Here is a 16,018-nt window from a genome sequence, read left to right as displayed (position 1 = left end):
TTGCTTGTCAGTCCTTGATCAACCCCCGCAACGCCGCCTTGGCCTCAGGCGTACGCAGGCATTCGATGAACAACTGGCTCTCCCGCTCCACAGTGGCCTCAAGCTCCGCGCGCCCCCCATCCTTGAGCAGGCGCTTGCTGATACGCAGCGCCCCTTGCGGGTAGCTTTGCAGCCGCCGCGCCAGTTGCCGGGCAGCCGCCAGGCACTGTTCGCCATCGTCATGCAGCTCATTGGCCAAGCCCCAGGCCACCGCCTGCTCACCATCGAGTAACGCGTTAGCCATCAGCAAACGGGCGGCGCGGGCATGCCCGAGCATGCGCGGCAGCAGCAGGCTGGAGCCGAACTCCGGGCACACGCCCAGCGGTGCAAAGGGTATGCGCAGCTTGACCGAGCGGCTGACCAGCACCTGGTCGCAATGCAGCAGCAACGTGGCACCGATGCCGATCGCCGCGCCATTGACGGCGGCGATCAGCGGCTTTTCCAGGCCCATGACAATGCGCATCAGGCGGAACACCGGGCTGTCCCTGTCGCTGGGCGGGTTGTCGAGGAAGTCACGAAGGTCGTTGCCGGCGCTGAAGCAGTGCGGGCCGCCGGTGATGAGGATCGCGTCGACTTGCGGGTCATCACCTGCCGCCTGCAGCAGGTCGCCAAACTGGCGGTACATTGCGATGTTCAGGGCATTGAGCTTGTCGGGGCGGTTGAAGGTCAGGGTCAGCAGGCCCTGGTCCAGCTCGCGTGTGATCAGGTCGTTCATGGCAGCCGCTTTTGTTGTTGTGGTTGGCCCCGGCAACCGGGTAAGTGCCGGGCATTGGCCACTAGGGTTTATCATGGCGCTCGGCTTGCTGTACAGTCGTTCAGCCCCGTCAACTGCCCGAGAATCGCCGATGAGCCAGGAAGCCCGCTACCACCGCATGCTGCCGGAATTGCGCAAAGCCAACCTGGTCGAGGCGACCTTGGTGTGCCTCAAGCGCCATGGTTTTCAGGGGGCTTCGATCCGCAAGATTTCCGCCGAGGCCGGGGTCTCGGTGGGGCTGATCAGCCACCACTATGCTGGCAAGGACGAACTGGTGGCCGAGGCCTACATGGCGGTCACCGGGCGGGTCATGGGCTTGTTGCGCGAAGCCATGGCCCAGGCCGCGCCCACCGCCCGTGAGCGGCTGTCGGCGTTCTTCCGCGCCTCGTTCTGCGCCGAACTGCTCGACCCGCAACTGCTCGACGCCTGGCTGGCGTTCTGGGGCGCCGTGAAAACCGCCGATGCGATCAACCAGGTGCATGACCATTCGTATGGCGAATACCGCAACGAGTTGAGCCGGCTGCTTGCCACACTGGCCGTGGAAGAGGGCTGGCAAGGCTTTGACGCCGACCTGGCGGCGATCAGCCTGAGCGCCTTGCTCGATGGCCTGTGGCTTGAATCGGGCCTTAACCCAGGCACCTTCACACCGGCCCAGGGCGTGCAGATTTGCGAGGCCTGGGTCGATGGCCTGCAGGCCGGTGGTCGGCAACGTTTCAGCCTGCCCAAGGGCTGTTGATCGCCCGTTCAGTAACGAGTACGCTGCTGTCGCGAGTGTGTAGAACAAACCAATAAAAAAAGAGACTTCACGCAATGACGCCTCGGGTATTGATCGTCGATGACGATCCGCTTATTCGTGACTTGCTGCAGGCCTATCTGTCTCAGGAAGGCTATGACGTGCACTGCGCCGACACCGCCGAAAAGGCCGAAGCCCTGCTCGGCAGCCAGGACGTCGACCTGGTGCTGCTGGACATTCGCCTGCCCGGCAAGGACGGCCTGACCCTGACCCGCGAGCTGCGGGTGCGCTCGGAAGTCGGCATCATCCTCATCACCGGCCGCAATGACGACATCGACCGCATTGTCGGCCTTGAGTGCGGCGCCGACGACTACATCATGAAGCCGCTCAACCCCCGAGAGCTGGTGTCCCGTGCCAAGAACCTGATTCGCCGCGTGCGCCATGCCCGCGAGGTGCACCCGGCGCCAGCCTGCGCGCAGTCGCTCAAGCAATTTGCCGACTGGGCGCTGGACATTGATCGTCGGCGCCTGATCGACCCCCGTGGCGGGCAAACCCTGCTGACCCACGGCGAGTTCCAGCTGCTCAGTGTGTTCTTGCGCAACAGCGGGCATACCCTGAGCCGCGACCAGCTGATGGACCAGATCCGCAACCGTGAGTGGGTGCCCAACGACCGTTCCATCGACGTGCTGGTCGGCCGCCTGCGCCGCAAGCTGCATGACGACCCGGCCGAGCCGCAACTGATCATCACCATTCATGGCACCGGCTACCTGTTCACCGCCAGCGTGGCGGCGTGAACACCCTCGGTCGCCTGCTGGCCGTGGCGTTGCTGATGCCGGGCTTGCAGGCGGCAGCGGGCGAGCCAGTGCGCTACTGCGACTACCCGGTGTACCCGCCGATTTCCTGGAGTGATGGCCACCAGGTGCGCGGGCTGGCGCCGACGGTGGTGCGTGAGCTGTTCGCGCGCATGGGGCGAGAGGTGCAGACCGTGGTCCTGGGCAATTGGAAGCGTTGCCTGATGGACGCTGCCGCCGGGCGGGTGGACGTGGTGCTGGCCTACGACAGCGACCAACGCGACCAAGGCATGCGCTTTTCTTCGGTGCCGGTGATACGCGAAGAAGTGGCGGTGTTTTTCAATCGCCGCCGGCCGGTGCAGTTCCAGCAGTTGGAAGACTTGGCCCGGTACCGTGGTGGGCTGCTTTACGGTGAAAGCTATGGCGCCGAATTCGACCGTTTCGTCGCCCGCCACCAGAACATCGAGCGGGTGTCGTCCAGCCAGCAGAACTTCGGCAAGCTGATCCGTGGGCGCATCGACTTCGTGATCCAGGAGCGGCGCACCGGGGAGCTGTTCATCGAGCATCTGCCCGGCGCCGAAGACATCCGCGCCTTGCCGGCCGCGCTGAGCGTGGACTACCTGCGCGTGGCGGTGTCGCGCCGGTCACCGCTAAGCCAGCACATGGGCGAGATCGACCAACAGTTGCGGCGCATGAGCGAGGCGGGCGAGATCGAGCGCTGGCTGGAGCAGAGCGAAGTGACCTACCGCGACATGATCAACCTGCCGGCGGATGCTCGATGATCCGCCTGCGCACCGACGGCCTGTTGCGCCGCCTGCTGTTGTTCATCCTGCTGTTCAGCCTGTGCTTCACGGTGCTGGCCAGTTCCGTGCAGCTGTACTTCGAATACCGCCGCGAGATGCGCGACATCGAGGCGCGCATGGCGTTGATCCGCGCCGGTTACCTGGCCAGCCTGGAGCGCAACCTGTGGGACCTCGACGAGGCGCAACTGGACGTACAGCTGCGTGGTTTGGTGGACTTTTCCGACGTGGCGCGGGTACGCCTGCTCAGCGATGACTTCACACTGTTACGCGGCGATGCCGAGCCCAAGGGGCCACTGCGCATCGAGCGTTTCCCGCTGGATTACCAGCCACCGTCGGGGCCGGCTCGGCACCTTGGCGAGCTTGAGGTGAGCATCGACCTGGGGGCGGTGCACCGGCGGCTCTATGCCACGGGCTTGGCCAGCCTGCTGTGGATGGGGGTGTTTCTGTGTGGCTTGGCGGTCGCGTTGTCCGGGTTGTTCTACCGCCTGGTCACGCGCCATTTGCAAGTCATGGCCGAGTTTGCCGGGCGCATCGGTGCCGGGCACTGGCAGGAACCGCTACGGCTGGACCGCCGCCGCTCGGCGCATGCCGATGAGATCGACACCGTGGCCCATGCACTGGACGACATGCGCCGGGCCATCCTCAGCGACATCGAGCGCCGCGAGCTTGACCGCGTGGCCTTGCAGGACAAGCGCGACGAGCTGCAGGCGATGGTCGAGCGGCGCACCGCGAGCCTGGCCCGAGCCAAGGACGAGGCCGAAGCCGCCAACCTGGCCAAGTCACGCTTCCTGGCGACCATGAGCCATGAGCTGCGCACGCCGCTCAATGGCATCCTCGGCATGGCCGAACTGCTGCGTGGCGCCAGGCTCGATGCGCTCGACCGGCAACGCCTGGAGGCGTTGTACAAGGCGGGCGAAGGGCTGTTGGCCATTCTTAACGAGGTGCTCTACTTTGCCCGTCTCGAAGAGGGCGAGAGCCATGCCGAATTGCTCGGTTTTTCGCTGCGCCAGCTGTGCGCGCAGGTGCTGGCATTGCTCGAACCGATGGCCCTGGAACGCGGCGATACCTTGCACGTGGAGGTCGATGAGCAACTGGCGGCGCATCAGCATGGCGCCGAGCAGTACCTGCGCCAGGTGCTGAGCAACCTGCTGGCCAACGCCATCAAGTTCACCGAGCACGGCCAGGTCACGCTCAGGGTGCAGGTGTTGGCCAGTGATCAGCACGGGCAGCGCCTGCGGGTGTCGGTGAGTGACAATGGCATCGGCATCGAACCGGCCATGCAGGCGAAGATTTTCGACCGTTTCGTCCAGGCCAGCGAAGCCGTGGCCCGACGCTACGGCGGCACTGGCCTGGGCCTGGCGATCTGCAAGCACCTGGTGGAAAAGCTTGGCGGCTGCATCGGCCTGGACAGCGTGCCAGGGCAGGGCAGTTGCTTCTGGTTCGAACTCGACATGGCCCGTGGGCAGCCCACCGTTGCCCATGAGCAGGCCCGCTCGGCGTCGGCCAGCCTGGATATCCTGGTGGTCGAGGACGTGGCATTGAACCGTGAGGTGGCGGGCGGGTTGCTGTTGCGCGATGGCCATAAAGTGCAGTTTGCCGAGGATGCCGGGCAAGCCCTGCAAGCCTGTGCCCAGCGCCGCTTCGACCTGATCCTGCTGGATGTGCACTTGCCCGGCATGAACGGGGTGGAGTTGTGCCGGCGGATCCGCGCCACCCCTGGGCCAAACCGTGGCAGCCGGATCCTGGCGCTGACTGCCGGGGTGCAACCGGCACAAGTCCCCGATTACCTGGCCGCTGGCATGCACGGCGTGCTGGCCAAGCCGCTGAGGTTGGAGCAGCTGCGCCAGGCCTTGGCCGAGGTAACGCCTGCCGAGGTGGCCGCACCGGGCTCATGCATGGACTGGTCACTGCTGCAGACCCACCGCAGCTTGCTGGGCGAGCAGAAGCTGCAGCAGCTGCTGGCGGTACTGCGCCAGTCGATCGAGCAGCACGCCACAGCGCTGGCCGATGCCTTGCAGGCACGCGATTGCACAGAGGTGTCGCACCTGGCGCACCGTTTGGCGGGCAGTTGCGACTCCCTCGGCTTTGCTGGCTTGGCTTGTGTGTTGCGCCGCCTTGAGGACGCCGCCCAGCGTCACGATGAACAGGCATTGCTGGCGCTCGGCGAGCCGTTAACGGCACAGCTGGAACAGGCCCGTACCACCCTGAAACAGTTGATCCAGGGCTGACGTACAAAATACTTACGACTTTTTACATCTTTGATCGGTTCGTACAACGGCACCTTACATCCGTTTCCAATAATCGATGGCAACCGTGTTGCACGCGGTCCATGAGGCTTATTGGAGATAACAATAATGACATGCCGTAGCGCTCAGCCCGTCCTAGCCCCCTCGTTTTGCACCCTCTGCTACAGCGGGGTGAACCATGACTGACACCCACGAAGGCAAAATCCAGCTGACCCGCGCGCTGAAAAGCCGGCACATCTTCATGCTGTCGCTGGGCGGCGTGATCGGCACCGGCCTGTTCATGGGCTCGGGCGTGACCATCAACCAAGGCGGGCCGGTGGGGGCGATCCTGGCCTACCTGGTGGCGGGGTTGTTGATGTACCTGGTGATGGTCTGCCTGGGCGAGCTGTCGGTGCAGATGCCGGTTTCCGGTTCATTCCAGGCCCACGCCACCAAATTCATCGGCCCGGCCACGGGCTTCATGATCGGCTGGGTGTACTGGATGAGCTGGGCCACCACCGTGGGCCTGGAGTTCACTGCCGCAGGCATGCTGATGACTCGCTGGTTCCCCGAGGTGCCGATCTGGTACTGGTCGGCGTTGTTCGTGGTCGTGCTGTTCGGCCTCAATGCCCTGGCCACGCGGGCCTTTGGCGAGGCCGAGTACTGGTTCTCGGGGATCAAGGTGGCGACCATCCTCGGCTTTATCGTGGTCGGCGTGCTGGTGATCTTCGGTGCCATCCCGCTGAACAACGGCGCGCCGGCGCCGATGCTCAACAACCTGGTGGGCGAGTCGCTGTTCCCCCACGGCCTGTCGGCGGTGTTCGCGGTGATGATGACCGTGGTGTATGCCTTCCAGGGGTGCGAAATCATGGGCGTTGCGGCCGGCGAGACCGAACACCCGGAGAAGAGCATCCCCCGCGCCGTGCGCAACGTGGTGTTCCGTGTACTGATCTTCTATGTGCTGGCGATTGCCGTGCTGTCGGCCATCGTGCCGTTTGAGCAGGCCGGGTTGATGGAAAGCCCGTTCGTGCAAGTGTTCGACATGGTCGGCATTCCCTATGCGGCCGACCTGATGAACTTCGTCATCCTCACTGCGATCCTGTCGGTGGGCAACTCGGGGCTGTACGCCTCCACACGGATCCTCTGGGCCATGTCCAAGAGCGGCATGGCACCCAAGAGTCTGTCGCCCTTGAGCAAGCGCGGTGTGCCGCTGCGTGCCCTGAGCATCACCCTGTGCTTTGCCCTGGTATCGCTGATGACCAGCTTCGTGGCCGCCGACACCTTGTTCATGGTGCTGATGGCGGTGAGTGGCATGTCTGGCACCGTGACCTGGATCGTCATCGCCCTGGCGCAGTACCGGTTCCGCAAGGCGTACCTGCGTGATGGCGGGCAACTGCAGGACCTCAAGTACAAGGCGCCGTTGTACCCGCTGGTGCCGCTGCTGTGCATCACCTTGTGCTGTTCGCTGTTCGTGTTCCTGGCCATCGACGAGACCCAGCGGCCGTCGTTGTACTGGGGCTTTGGCTTCATTGCCCTGTGCTATGCAGCGTATTACGTGGTGAATCGCCGGCGGCAGGGGGCCTTTGCGCCGAGTGCGCCTGGGGTTTGATTGCAGCGTGGGGCAATCGATAGCTGGGGCCGCAAAGCGGCCCCAACATTCTCACCGCAAAATCGAGTTGTGCGAAGTTGTAACAACGCATCCCGCCTTGTTGAACACTCGTTTAGTATCTCCCTCGTCACGTCCTCAAACCCCAACAACAACAGCGAGGCCTCCCATGACCACCCCGTCATCGTCAGTGTTGAGCAAGGTCGAAGCCGGCGTTGCCTGGATCACCCTCAATCGCCCCGAGCAGCGCAACGCGCTGGACATTCCCACCCTCAAGCAACTGCACGCCTTGCTGGACACCTGCAACAGCGACCCCGCCGTCCGCGTGGTGGTGCTGACCGGTAGCGGGCGCAGTTTCTGTGCCGGTGCCGACCTAGCCGAGTGGGCCGACGCCGAAGCCCGTGGGGCGCTGGAAAGCTACGGCTGGACCGAGACCGCCCACGCCCTGATGCTGCGCCTGCACAGCCTCGACAAACCGACCCTCGCCGCCATTAACGGCACCGCCGTCGGCGGCGGCATGGACCTGAGCCTGTGCTGTGACCTACGCATCGCCGCTGCTTCGGCACGCTTCAAATCCGGATACACCAGCATGGCCTACAGCCCCGACGCCGGCGCCAGCTGGCACCTGCCACGGCTGATTGGCAGCGAGCAAGCCAAACGCCTGTTGTTCCTCGACGAACTGTGGGGCGCTGAGCGTGCGTTGGCGGCAGGGCTGGTGAGCGAGGTTTGTGCCGACGAGCAGTTGCCTGCGGTGGCCGCCGAACTGGCCAGCCGCCTCGCCAATGGCCCGACCTTCGCCTACGCGCAGACCAAGCGGCTGATCCGCGAAGGCGCCCAGCGCACCCTGGCCGCGCAACTGGAGGCCGAGCGCCAGGCCGGCCTGCTGTGCGGGCGCAGCCAGGACGGCGCGGAGGCACTCCGGGCCTCGATGCAAAGGCGCCCAGCGAACTTCGTCGGCCAATAACCCGTTACCTCTTCAGGACCTTCGCAGATGAATTTCCAACTGACCCAAGAACAAGAAATGTTGGTGGATGCGGTACGCAGCTTCGTGGCCAAGGAACTGCTGCCCCATGAAGAGGCGGTAGACCGCGCCGATGCCGTGTCGCCAGAGCTGGCCGCGCACATCCGTGGCAAGGCTATCGCCGCCGGGTTCTATGCCTTCAACATGCCTGAAGAAGTCGGCGGTGGTGGCCTCGACTACCTGTCCCAGGCGCTGATCGAGCGCGAATTGTCCAAGGTGTCCTGGGCGCTGCACGTGTTCGTCGCGCGCCCGTCGAAGATCCTCATGGCCTGCAAGGACCAGCAGATCACCGACTACCTGCTGCCGTGCGTGCAGGGCGAAAAGACCGATTGCTTTGCCCTCACCGAACCTGGCGCGGGCTCTGACGCCAACGCCATCAAGACCCGCGCCGTGCGCCAGGGCGATGACTTCGTGATCAACGGCAGCAAGCACTTCATCAGCCACGCCGGGCACGCCGACTTCGCCATCGTCTTCGCGGTGACCGACACCTACGAACACAACGGGCGCAAGCGCAATGCGGTTACCGCGTTGCTGGTCGACCGTGACACCCCCGGCATGACCATCCGCCGTGGGCCCAAGTGCGTGAGCAACCGCGGCTATCACACCTACGAGTTGTTCTTCGATGACTGCCGGGTACCGGCCAGCAACGTGCTGGGCGAAGTCGGCAAGGGCTGGGAAGTGGCCAACGCCTGGCTCACCGCTGGCCGGGTGATGGTTGCCGCCAACTGCGTCGGCCAGGCCCAGCGAGCACTGGACGCCTCCCTGCAATGGGCCGCCGACCGCAAGCAATTTGGCCAGCCTATCGGCAGCTATCAGGGTGTGTCGTTCAAGCTGGCGGACATGGCCACGCAGATCCGCGCCGCCGAACTGCTTACCCTGCACACCGCCTGGAAGATGGACCAGGGCAGCATGACCGATGGCGAGGCGGGCATGGCCAAGCTGTTTGCCAGCGAAGTACTGGGCAAGGTCGCTGACGAAGCCGTGCAGATTTTTGGCGGCATGGGCCTGATGGACGAGGGGCCGGTCGAGCGCATCTGGCGCAATGCCCGCATCGAGCGGATCTGGGAAGGCACATCGGAAATCCAGCGGCACATTATTTCCCGCGAACTGCTGCGCCCGTTGCTGCGCTGATCGACCTGGAGAACCCGCATGTCGCATTCGATTCGTGACAACCTCAAACGCCTGCTGGCGCCACGGCACCTGGCCTTCGTTGGCGGGCGCAGCATGGCCCGTGCCCTTAAACGCTGTGCCGAAGGCGGCTTCGCCGGCCCGCTATGGCTGATCAACCCGCAGCACGCGAGCCTGGAAGGCATCCCCTGCGTGGCGCGGGTGGCAGACTTGCCCTGTGCGCCGGACGCGGTGTTCATCGCCACCCACCGCGAACTGACCCTGCAGTGTGTCGAGGAACTGGCCGCGTTCGGCGCCGGTGGCGCCATCTGCTATGCCTCGGGCTTTGCCGAGAGCGGCGAGCAAGGCCGTTTGTTGCAGCAGCGCTTGCTGGAGGCGGCCGGCAGCATGGCCTTGCTTGGCCCCAACTGCTATGGCCTGCTCGACTACTTGCACGGCGCGGCCCTGTGGCCGGTGGCCCACGGTGGCAAGCAGGTGGAGCAGGGCGTGGCGATCCTCACCCAGAGCGGCAACTTCGCCTACAACCTGTCCATGAGTGACCGCTCGCTGCCGGTGGCCTACATGGCATCGGTCGGCAACCAGGCGCAGCTGGGCGTCGCCGAGCTAATGGACGTGCTGCTCGACGATCCACGAGTGACCGCCATTGGCTTGCATCTGGAGGGCCTGAAAAACGTGCCTGGCTTTGCCCGCGCCGCGTACAAGGCACTGCAGCAGGGCACCCCAATTGTTGCCCTGAAGACGGGTGTGTCGCAGATCGGCGCTGAACTGGCGCTCAGCCACACCAGTTCGCTGTCGGGTTCCGATGCGTTGTACGACAGCCTGTTCCAGCGCCTGGGTGTGATCCGCGTGAGTGGCCCGGTGAGCTTCGTCGAAACGCTCAAGGCTGCCGCCTGTGGCCGCTTGCCCGCCAATGGCCGGCTGCTCGCGCTGGCCTGTTCGGGCGGTGACGCCGGCTTGATCGCCGACTACGCCGAGTGCAACCAGCTGAGCCTGCCCAGCCTGGAGCAGGGGCAGGTTGCCGCGCTGGCCCAGGTGCTCCCAGCCTACGCCAACCTGGTCAACCCGCTGGATTTCACCACGGCGATCTGGGGCGATGAAGCGGCCCTGCAACGTATGCTCGACAGTACGCTGTGCGGCGAGGCGGATGCGGCCATGCTGGTGCTCGACTACCCTGCGCAGTTCACTGGCGAACGTAAGGAATGCGACCTGTTGCTGGCGCTGTACTGCGATGCCCTGGAGCGCCACGGCAAGATCGGTTTCGTTACCTCGGCGTTCCCCGAACTGTTGCCGGCATCGGCCCGCGAGCGCCTGCATGCCCGAGGCATTGCCGCGCTGCAAGGGGTCGAGGATGGCCTGGCGGCATGGGGGCGGATCGTGGCCTATCAGCGCAATCGCCAGCGCTTGCTGGAGCGCGGCGAGGCGGCGCAGGTGCCGCTGTGCCCACGGCCACTCGAAGGCGATAGCCGGTTGCTGGATGAATGGCAGTCCAAACAGGCTCTGAGTGCGTTTGGCCTGCCGGTGCCGGCCGGGGTGTTGAGTACCCCGCAACGTGCGCTGGAGGATGCTGCGCGAGTGGGCTACCCGCTGGTGCTCAAAGCGGTCAGCGCGCAGTTGCCGCACAAGACCGAAGCCGGAGCGGTGGCGCTGAACCTGCGTGATGCCACGGCGCTGCAGGCCGCCCTGGTGCAGATGCGTCAGCGCATCGCCGGCTATGCGCCGGGCGTGCCGTTTGACCAGGTAATGCTCGAACCCATGGCGCCGCCGCCCTTGGCCGAACTGATCGTCGGCATCAAGCGTGAAAACGACTTCGGCCTCGCCCTGGTGATCGGTGCTGGCGGTGTGCTGGTGGAGCTGCTCAAAGACAGCGTCAGCCTGTTGCTGCCCACCACCGACAGCGCCATTCGCGCAGCACTGCTTGGCCTGCGCAGCGCGAGCCTGCTGCGCGGTTTTCGGGGGCGCCCGGCTGCCGACCTGGATGCCCTGGTGGCGGCGATTCGCGCCGTGGCCGACTACGCCTGCGAAAATGCCGGGCACTTGCTGGAACTGGATGTGAACCCATTGATGGTCGGTGCCCACGGCACCACCGCGGTCGATGCGCTGATCCGCCTCGGCCAGCCGCAAGGAGATCAGCATGAATGAGCAACCGATGACCGCCGGCCAGGCGCTGGTACGGCTGCTGGCCAACTATGGGGTGGATACCGTGTTTGGTATCCCGGGGGTGCATACCCTGGAGCTGTACCGCGGCCTGCCCGGTAGCGGCATCCGCCATGTGCTGACCCGGCATGAGCAGGGCGCAGGTTTCATGGCCGATGGTTACGCCCGGGTCAGCGGCAGGCCGGGCGTGTGCTTCGTCATCACCGGCCCAGGCGTGACCAATGCCGCCACTGCCATTGGCCAGGCCTATGCCGACTCGATCCCGTTGCTGGTGATTTCCAGCGTCAACCACACTGCCAGCCTGGGCAAAGGTTGGGGCTGCCTGCACGAAACCCAGGACCAGCGCGCCATGACCGCACCGATCACGGCATTCTCCGCCGTGGCCCTGGGCGCCGAAGACCTGCCCGAGCTGATTGCCCGTGCCTGGGCGGTGTTCGACAGTGAACGCCCGCGCCCGGTGCACATCTCGATCCCGCTGGATGTGCTGGCAGCGCCGGTTGCCCGCGACTGGAGCAACGAGGTGGTACGCCGCCCCGGGCGCGGCCAGCCCGACCGTGACACGCTGGGCCAAGCCGCGCTGAAACTGGCCGCAGCCAAACGGCCAATGATCATCGCTGGCGGTGGCGCACTGCAGGCCGCCGCACAACTCCAACAGTTGAGCACCCGCCTGGCAGCGCCGCTGTTCACCAGCGTCGCCGGCAAGGGCCTGCTGCCCCCCGAGGCGCCATTGAATGCGGGTTCGAGCCTGTGCGTGGCGCCGGGCTGGCAGATGATCAGCGAAGCCGATGTGGTGTTGGCCGTGGGGACCGAAATGGCCGACACCGACTTCTGGCGCGAGCGCCTGCCAATCAACGGGGCGTTGCTGCGCGTGGACATCGACCCACGCAAGTTCAACGACTTCTACCCATGCGCCGTAGCCTTGCACGGCGATGCTCGACAGACCCTCGCCGGTTTGCTGGAGCACCTGCCCGAAGTCGAGCGCGACCCTGGCCAGGCCATCGACGCGGTGGCCGCCCTGCGCCAGGCCATTCGCACCGGGCACGCGCCGTTGCAGGCCATCCACCAGGCCATCCTCGACCGCATCGACGCAGTGCTGCCGGACGACGCTGTCATCAGCAGCGACATGACCCAGCTGGCCTACACCGGCAACTACGCCTTTGCCAGCCGGGCACCACGCAGCTGGTTACACCCCACCGGTTACGGCACCCTCGGCTATGGCTTGCCGGCGGGTATCGGTGGCATGTTCGCCACTGACCATCGCCCTGGCCTGGTGCTGGTGGGCGATGGCGGCTTCCTCTACACCGCCCAGGAGCTGGCCACCGCAGTCGAAGAACTGGACCGACCGCTGGTGGTGTTGCTGTGGAACAATGATGCGCTTGGCCAGATCCGCGACGATATGCTCGGCCTGGACATCGAGCCGGTCGGCGTACTGCCGCGCAACCCCGACTTCATTGGCCTGGCCCGTGCGTTTGGCTGCGCGGTGCGTCAGCCGCGTGACCTGGATGCCTTGCAGGCTGACCTGGCCAGCGGCTTCGCCACGCCAGGCGTGACCTTTATCGAACTCAAACATACCTGCGTCTGCTGACAGCGGCGCATCATCCATAACAAGAGAAACCACCATGCAATTTCGCCGCACGCTCCTCGCTGCCTCCCTGGCCCTGCTGATCACCGGCCAAGCCCCGCTGTATGCCGCACCGCCGCTGTCGATGGACAACGGCAGCAACACGATGACCGTGCAAAACAGCAATGCCTGGGTCGAGGTGAGCGCAAGCGCCTTGCAACACAACATCCGTACCCTGCAAGCGGAACTGGGCGGCAAGTCCAAGTTGTGCGCCGTGCTCAAAGCCGATGCCTACGGCCACGGTATCGGCCTGGTGATGCCGTCGGTAATCGCCCTCGGCGTGCCCTGCGTGGCGGTGGCCAGCAACGAAGAAGCCCGCGTGGTGCGTGCCAGCGGCTTCACCGGGCAACTGGTGCGGGTACGCCTGGCCAGCCTGAGCGAGCTGGAAGATGCCCTGCAATACGACATGGAAGAACTGGTCGGCAGCGCCGAATTCGCCCGCCAGGCCGACGCCATCGCCGAGCGCCATGGCAAGACCCTGCGCATTCACCTCGCGCTCAACGCCAGCGGCATGAGCCGTAACGGTGTGGAGATGACCAGCTGGAGCGGGCGCGGTGAAGCGCTGCAGATCACCGACCAGAAGCACCTCAAGCTGGTGGCGTTGATGACCCACTTCGCCGTGGAAGACAAGGACGATGTACGCAAGGGCCTGGCAGCGTTCAATGAGCAGGCCGACTGGCTGATCAAGCATGCCAAGCTCGACCGCCGCCAACTGACCCTGCACGCGGCCAACTCGTTCGCCACCCTGGAAGTGCCGGAAGCGCGCCTGGACATGGTCCGCACCGGCGGTGCGCTGTTCGGCGACACCGTGCCTGAGCGCACCGAATACAAGCGCGCCATGCAGTTCAAGTCGCGGGTGGCCGCGGTGCACAGCTACCCGGCCGGTAACACCGTCGGCTATGACCGCACCTACACCCTGGCGCGGGACTCGCGCCTGGCCAATATCACCGTTGGCTACTCTGACGGCTACCGCCGGGTGTTCACCAACAAGGGCCATGTGCTGATCAACGGCCACCGCGTGCCGGTGGTGGGCAAGGTGTCGATGAACACCTTGATGGTCGATGTCACCGACTTCCCTGACGTCAAGAACGGCAACGAGGTGGTGCTGTTCGGCAAGCAGGCCGGTGGCGAGATCACCCAAGGCGAGATGGAGGAAATCAACGGTGCATTGCTGGCCGACCTCTACACCGTGTGGGGCAGCTCGAACCCAAAAATTCTCGTCGACTGACCCAGTATTGAAGGGAGATTGCCATGCGTTACGCCAAGCTGACCCAACGCATCGCCGGCGACGGCGCCGCCGCCTGGGACATCCACTACCGCGCCCTGGCGATGCAGGCCGAGGGCAAGGACATTGTGCTGTTGTCGGTGGGCGACCCGGACTTCGACACCCCGGCACCCATCGTCGAGGCTGCCATCGACAGCCTGCGTGCCGGCCACACCCACTATGCCGATATACGCGGCAAGCTGGCGTTGCGCCAGGCCATTGCCGATCGCCACCGGCAACGCAGCGGCCAGGCCGTCAGTGTCGAGCAGGTCACGGTGCTGGCCGGTGCCCAATGCGCCTTGTTCTGCGTGGCCCAGTGCGTGCTCGACCCAGGTGACGAGGTGATTGTCGCCGAGCCGATGTACGTCACTTACGAGGCAGTGTTCGGTGCCTGCGGCGCCAAGGTAGTACCGGTGCCGGTCAAGCCGGAGAACGGTTTTCGGGTGTGCCCGCAGGATGTGGCCGCGCGCATCACCCCGCGTACCCGCGCCCTGGCCCTGAACAGCCCGCACAACCCCTCGGGGGCGAGCCTGCCACGGTCGACCTGGGAGGCGCTGGCCGAGCTGTGCATCGGCCACGACCTGTGGCTGATCTCGGACGAGGTGTACAGCGAACTGCTGTACGAGGGCGAGCATGTCAGCCCAGGCAGCCTGCCGGGCATGGCCGAGCGCACCGCGACCCTTAACAGCCTGTCGAAATCCCACGCCATGACCGGCTGGCGCGTGGGCTGGGTAGTGGGCTCGCCTGAGCTCGCCACGCACCTGGAAAACCTGGCGCTGTGCATGCTGTATGGCTCGCCGGACTTCATCCAGGACGCCGCCGTGGTGGCCTTGAATCAGCCCTTGCCTGCCCTTGAGGCGATGCGCGACGCCTATCGCCAGCGCCGCGACCTGGTGTGCGACCAGCTGGCCGGGTGCCCGGGGGTCAAGGCGCTCAAGCCCGACGGCGGCATGTTCGTGATGGTCGATATCCGCGAAACCGGCCTCAGCGCACAGGCGTTCGCCGACCGCCTGCTGGACCGCGAAGGCGTGTCGGTACTGGCGGGTGAAGCGTTTGGCCCGAGCGCCGCCGGGCATATTCGCCTGGGGTTGGTGGTAGGCCCCGAGGCCTTGGCCGAGGCCTGCCAGCGCATTGCCCGTTGTGCGGGTGAATTGATGCGAGGAGAACTGTCGTGAATGTGCTGATCGTCCATGCTCACCCCGAGCCGCAATCCTTCACTGCCGCCCTGCGTGACCAGGCAGTGGCCACCTTTCGCGCCCAGGGCCACGAGGTCAAGGTCAGCGACCTGTATGCCATGGGCTGGAACCCGGTGGCCAGTGCGGATGACTTCGCCACGCGGGAGAACCCCGAGTACCTGGTGTATGCGCTGGAGCAGCGCCTGGGGGTCAAGAGCGGCGCCATCGCCGCCGATATCCAGCAAGAGCTGGACAAGCTGTTATGGGCCGACTTGCTGGTGCTGAACTTCCCGGTTTTCTGGTTCTCGGCGCCGGCCATGCTCAAGGGCTGGATCGACCGCGTGCTGGTGTCGGGCGTCTGCTACGGCGGCAAGCGCTTCTACGACCAAGGCGGGTTGGCCGGCAAGCAGGCGCTGGTGACGGTGACCCTCGGCGGGCGGGAGCACATGTTTGGCGAGGGGGCTATTCACGGGCCGCTTGAGGACATGCTGCGGCCGATTCTGCGGGGGACGCTGGCGTACGTCGGTTTCGACGTGCTGCCACCGTTCGTGGCCTGGCATGTGCCCTACATTAGCGACGAAGCGCGCCAGGGCTTTCTGCAGCAGTACCAGCAGCGCCTGGAGCAGTTGGCGGACGATCAGCCGCTGGTGTTTCCGCGGTTGGCGCAGTTCGATGAGGCGTTGTATCCGTTAGGTTGATGGGCC

General features: G+C 65.3%; 13 protein-coding genes. 12 read left to right on the top strand and 1 reads right to left on the bottom strand.

The window, feature by feature from the left end; all coding sequences use genetic code 11:
* Positions 1 to 7 precede the first annotated feature (7 nt).
* Positions 8 to 754, bottom strand: a complete 747-nt coding sequence (locus OGV19_RS12900) for an enoyl-CoA hydratase (RefSeq protein ID WP_264313732.1) — start codon at positions 752 to 754, stop codon at positions 8 to 10.
* A 130-nt stretch (positions 755 to 884) separates the two neighbouring features.
* Between OGV19_RS12900 and OGV19_RS12895 the strand changes: the two genes are divergently transcribed.
* The 12 genes from OGV19_RS12895 (at position 885) to OGV19_RS12840 (ending at position 16,012) form a co-directional block, all read left to right on the top strand.
* Entirely contained in the window at positions 885 to 1,529 is a 645-nt protein-coding gene (locus OGV19_RS12895; protein WP_027593676.1) for a TetR family transcriptional regulator C-terminal domain-containing protein, read from the top strand.
* A gap of 74 nt (positions 1,530 to 1,603) precedes the next feature.
* Entirely contained in the window at positions 1,604 to 2,320 is a 717-nt protein-coding gene (locus OGV19_RS12890) for a response regulator (RefSeq protein ID WP_264313731.1), read from the top strand.
* Positions 2,321 to 2,355: 35 nt separating this feature from the next.
* Positions 2,356 to 3,099 (top strand): substrate-binding periplasmic protein, encoded by a 744-nt coding sequence (locus tag OGV19_RS12885; RefSeq protein WP_264313936.1) that lies wholly within the window; start codon positions 2,356 to 2,358, stop codon positions 3,097 to 3,099.
* The gene (locus tag OGV19_RS12880) at positions 3,096 to 5,348 is read left to right on the top strand and encodes an ATP-binding protein (protein WP_264313730.1); all 2,253 of its coding nucleotides are present in this window, start codon (positions 3,096 to 3,098) and stop codon (positions 5,346 to 5,348) included. The genes OGV19_RS12885 and OGV19_RS12880 overlap by 4 nt, the downstream gene beginning before the upstream one ends.
* A gap of 196 nt (positions 5,349 to 5,544) precedes the next feature.
* Positions 5,545 to 6,954 (top strand): amino acid permease, encoded by a 1,410-nt coding sequence (locus tag OGV19_RS12875; RefSeq protein ID WP_264313729.1) that lies wholly within the window; start codon positions 5,545 to 5,547, stop codon positions 6,952 to 6,954.
* Between the two features lie 166 nt (positions 6,955 to 7,120).
* A complete protein-coding gene (locus OGV19_RS12870) occupies positions 7,121 to 7,915 on the top strand; it encodes an enoyl-CoA hydratase/isomerase family protein (RefSeq protein ID WP_264313728.1) in 795 nt (264 codons plus the stop codon).
* A gap of 27 nt (positions 7,916 to 7,942) precedes the next feature.
* Complete coding sequence (locus OGV19_RS12865; RefSeq protein ID WP_264313727.1) at positions 7,943 to 9,103, top strand: acyl-CoA dehydrogenase family protein; 1,161 nt, start codon at positions 7,943 to 7,945, stop codon at positions 9,101 to 9,103.
* 18 nt (positions 9,104 to 9,121) lie between these two features.
* Positions 9,122 to 11,239: an acetate--CoA ligase family protein gene (locus tag OGV19_RS12860; protein ID WP_264313726.1), complete on the top strand. Its 2,118-nt coding sequence runs from the start codon at positions 9,122 to 9,124 to the stop codon at positions 11,237 to 11,239.
* Positions 11,232 to 12,839, top strand: a complete 1,608-nt coding sequence (locus OGV19_RS12855; protein ID WP_264313725.1) for a 5-guanidino-2-oxopentanoate decarboxylase — start codon at positions 11,232 to 11,234, stop codon at positions 12,837 to 12,839. Before OGV19_RS12860 ends, OGV19_RS12855 begins: the two co-directional genes overlap by 8 nt.
* A gap of 34 nt (positions 12,840 to 12,873) precedes the next feature.
* The gene (gene alr, locus OGV19_RS12850) at positions 12,874 to 14,103 is read left to right on the top strand and encodes an alanine racemase (RefSeq protein ID WP_264313724.1); all 1,230 of its coding nucleotides are present in this window, start codon (positions 12,874 to 12,876) and stop codon (positions 14,101 to 14,103) included.
* 23 nt (positions 14,104 to 14,126) lie between these two features.
* Entirely contained in the window at positions 14,127 to 15,314 is a 1,188-nt protein-coding gene (locus OGV19_RS12845; RefSeq protein WP_264313723.1) for a pyridoxal phosphate-dependent aminotransferase, read from the top strand.
* Positions 15,311 to 16,012: an NAD(P)H-dependent oxidoreductase gene (locus OGV19_RS12840; RefSeq protein ID WP_264313722.1), complete on the top strand. Its 702-nt coding sequence runs from the start codon at positions 15,311 to 15,313 to the stop codon at positions 16,010 to 16,012. Before OGV19_RS12845 ends, OGV19_RS12840 begins: the two co-directional genes overlap by 4 nt.
* Positions 16,013 to 16,018: the final 6 nt, after the last annotated feature.

The organism is Pseudomonas putida (assembly GCF_025905425.1).
GTDB classification, from domain to species: Bacteria; Pseudomonadota; Gammaproteobacteria; order Pseudomonadales; family Pseudomonadaceae; genus Aquipseudomonas; species Aquipseudomonas putida_AF.
Note: the sequence above shows the minus strand (reverse complement) of the source record. Positions and strands in the feature narration are given on the sequence as shown.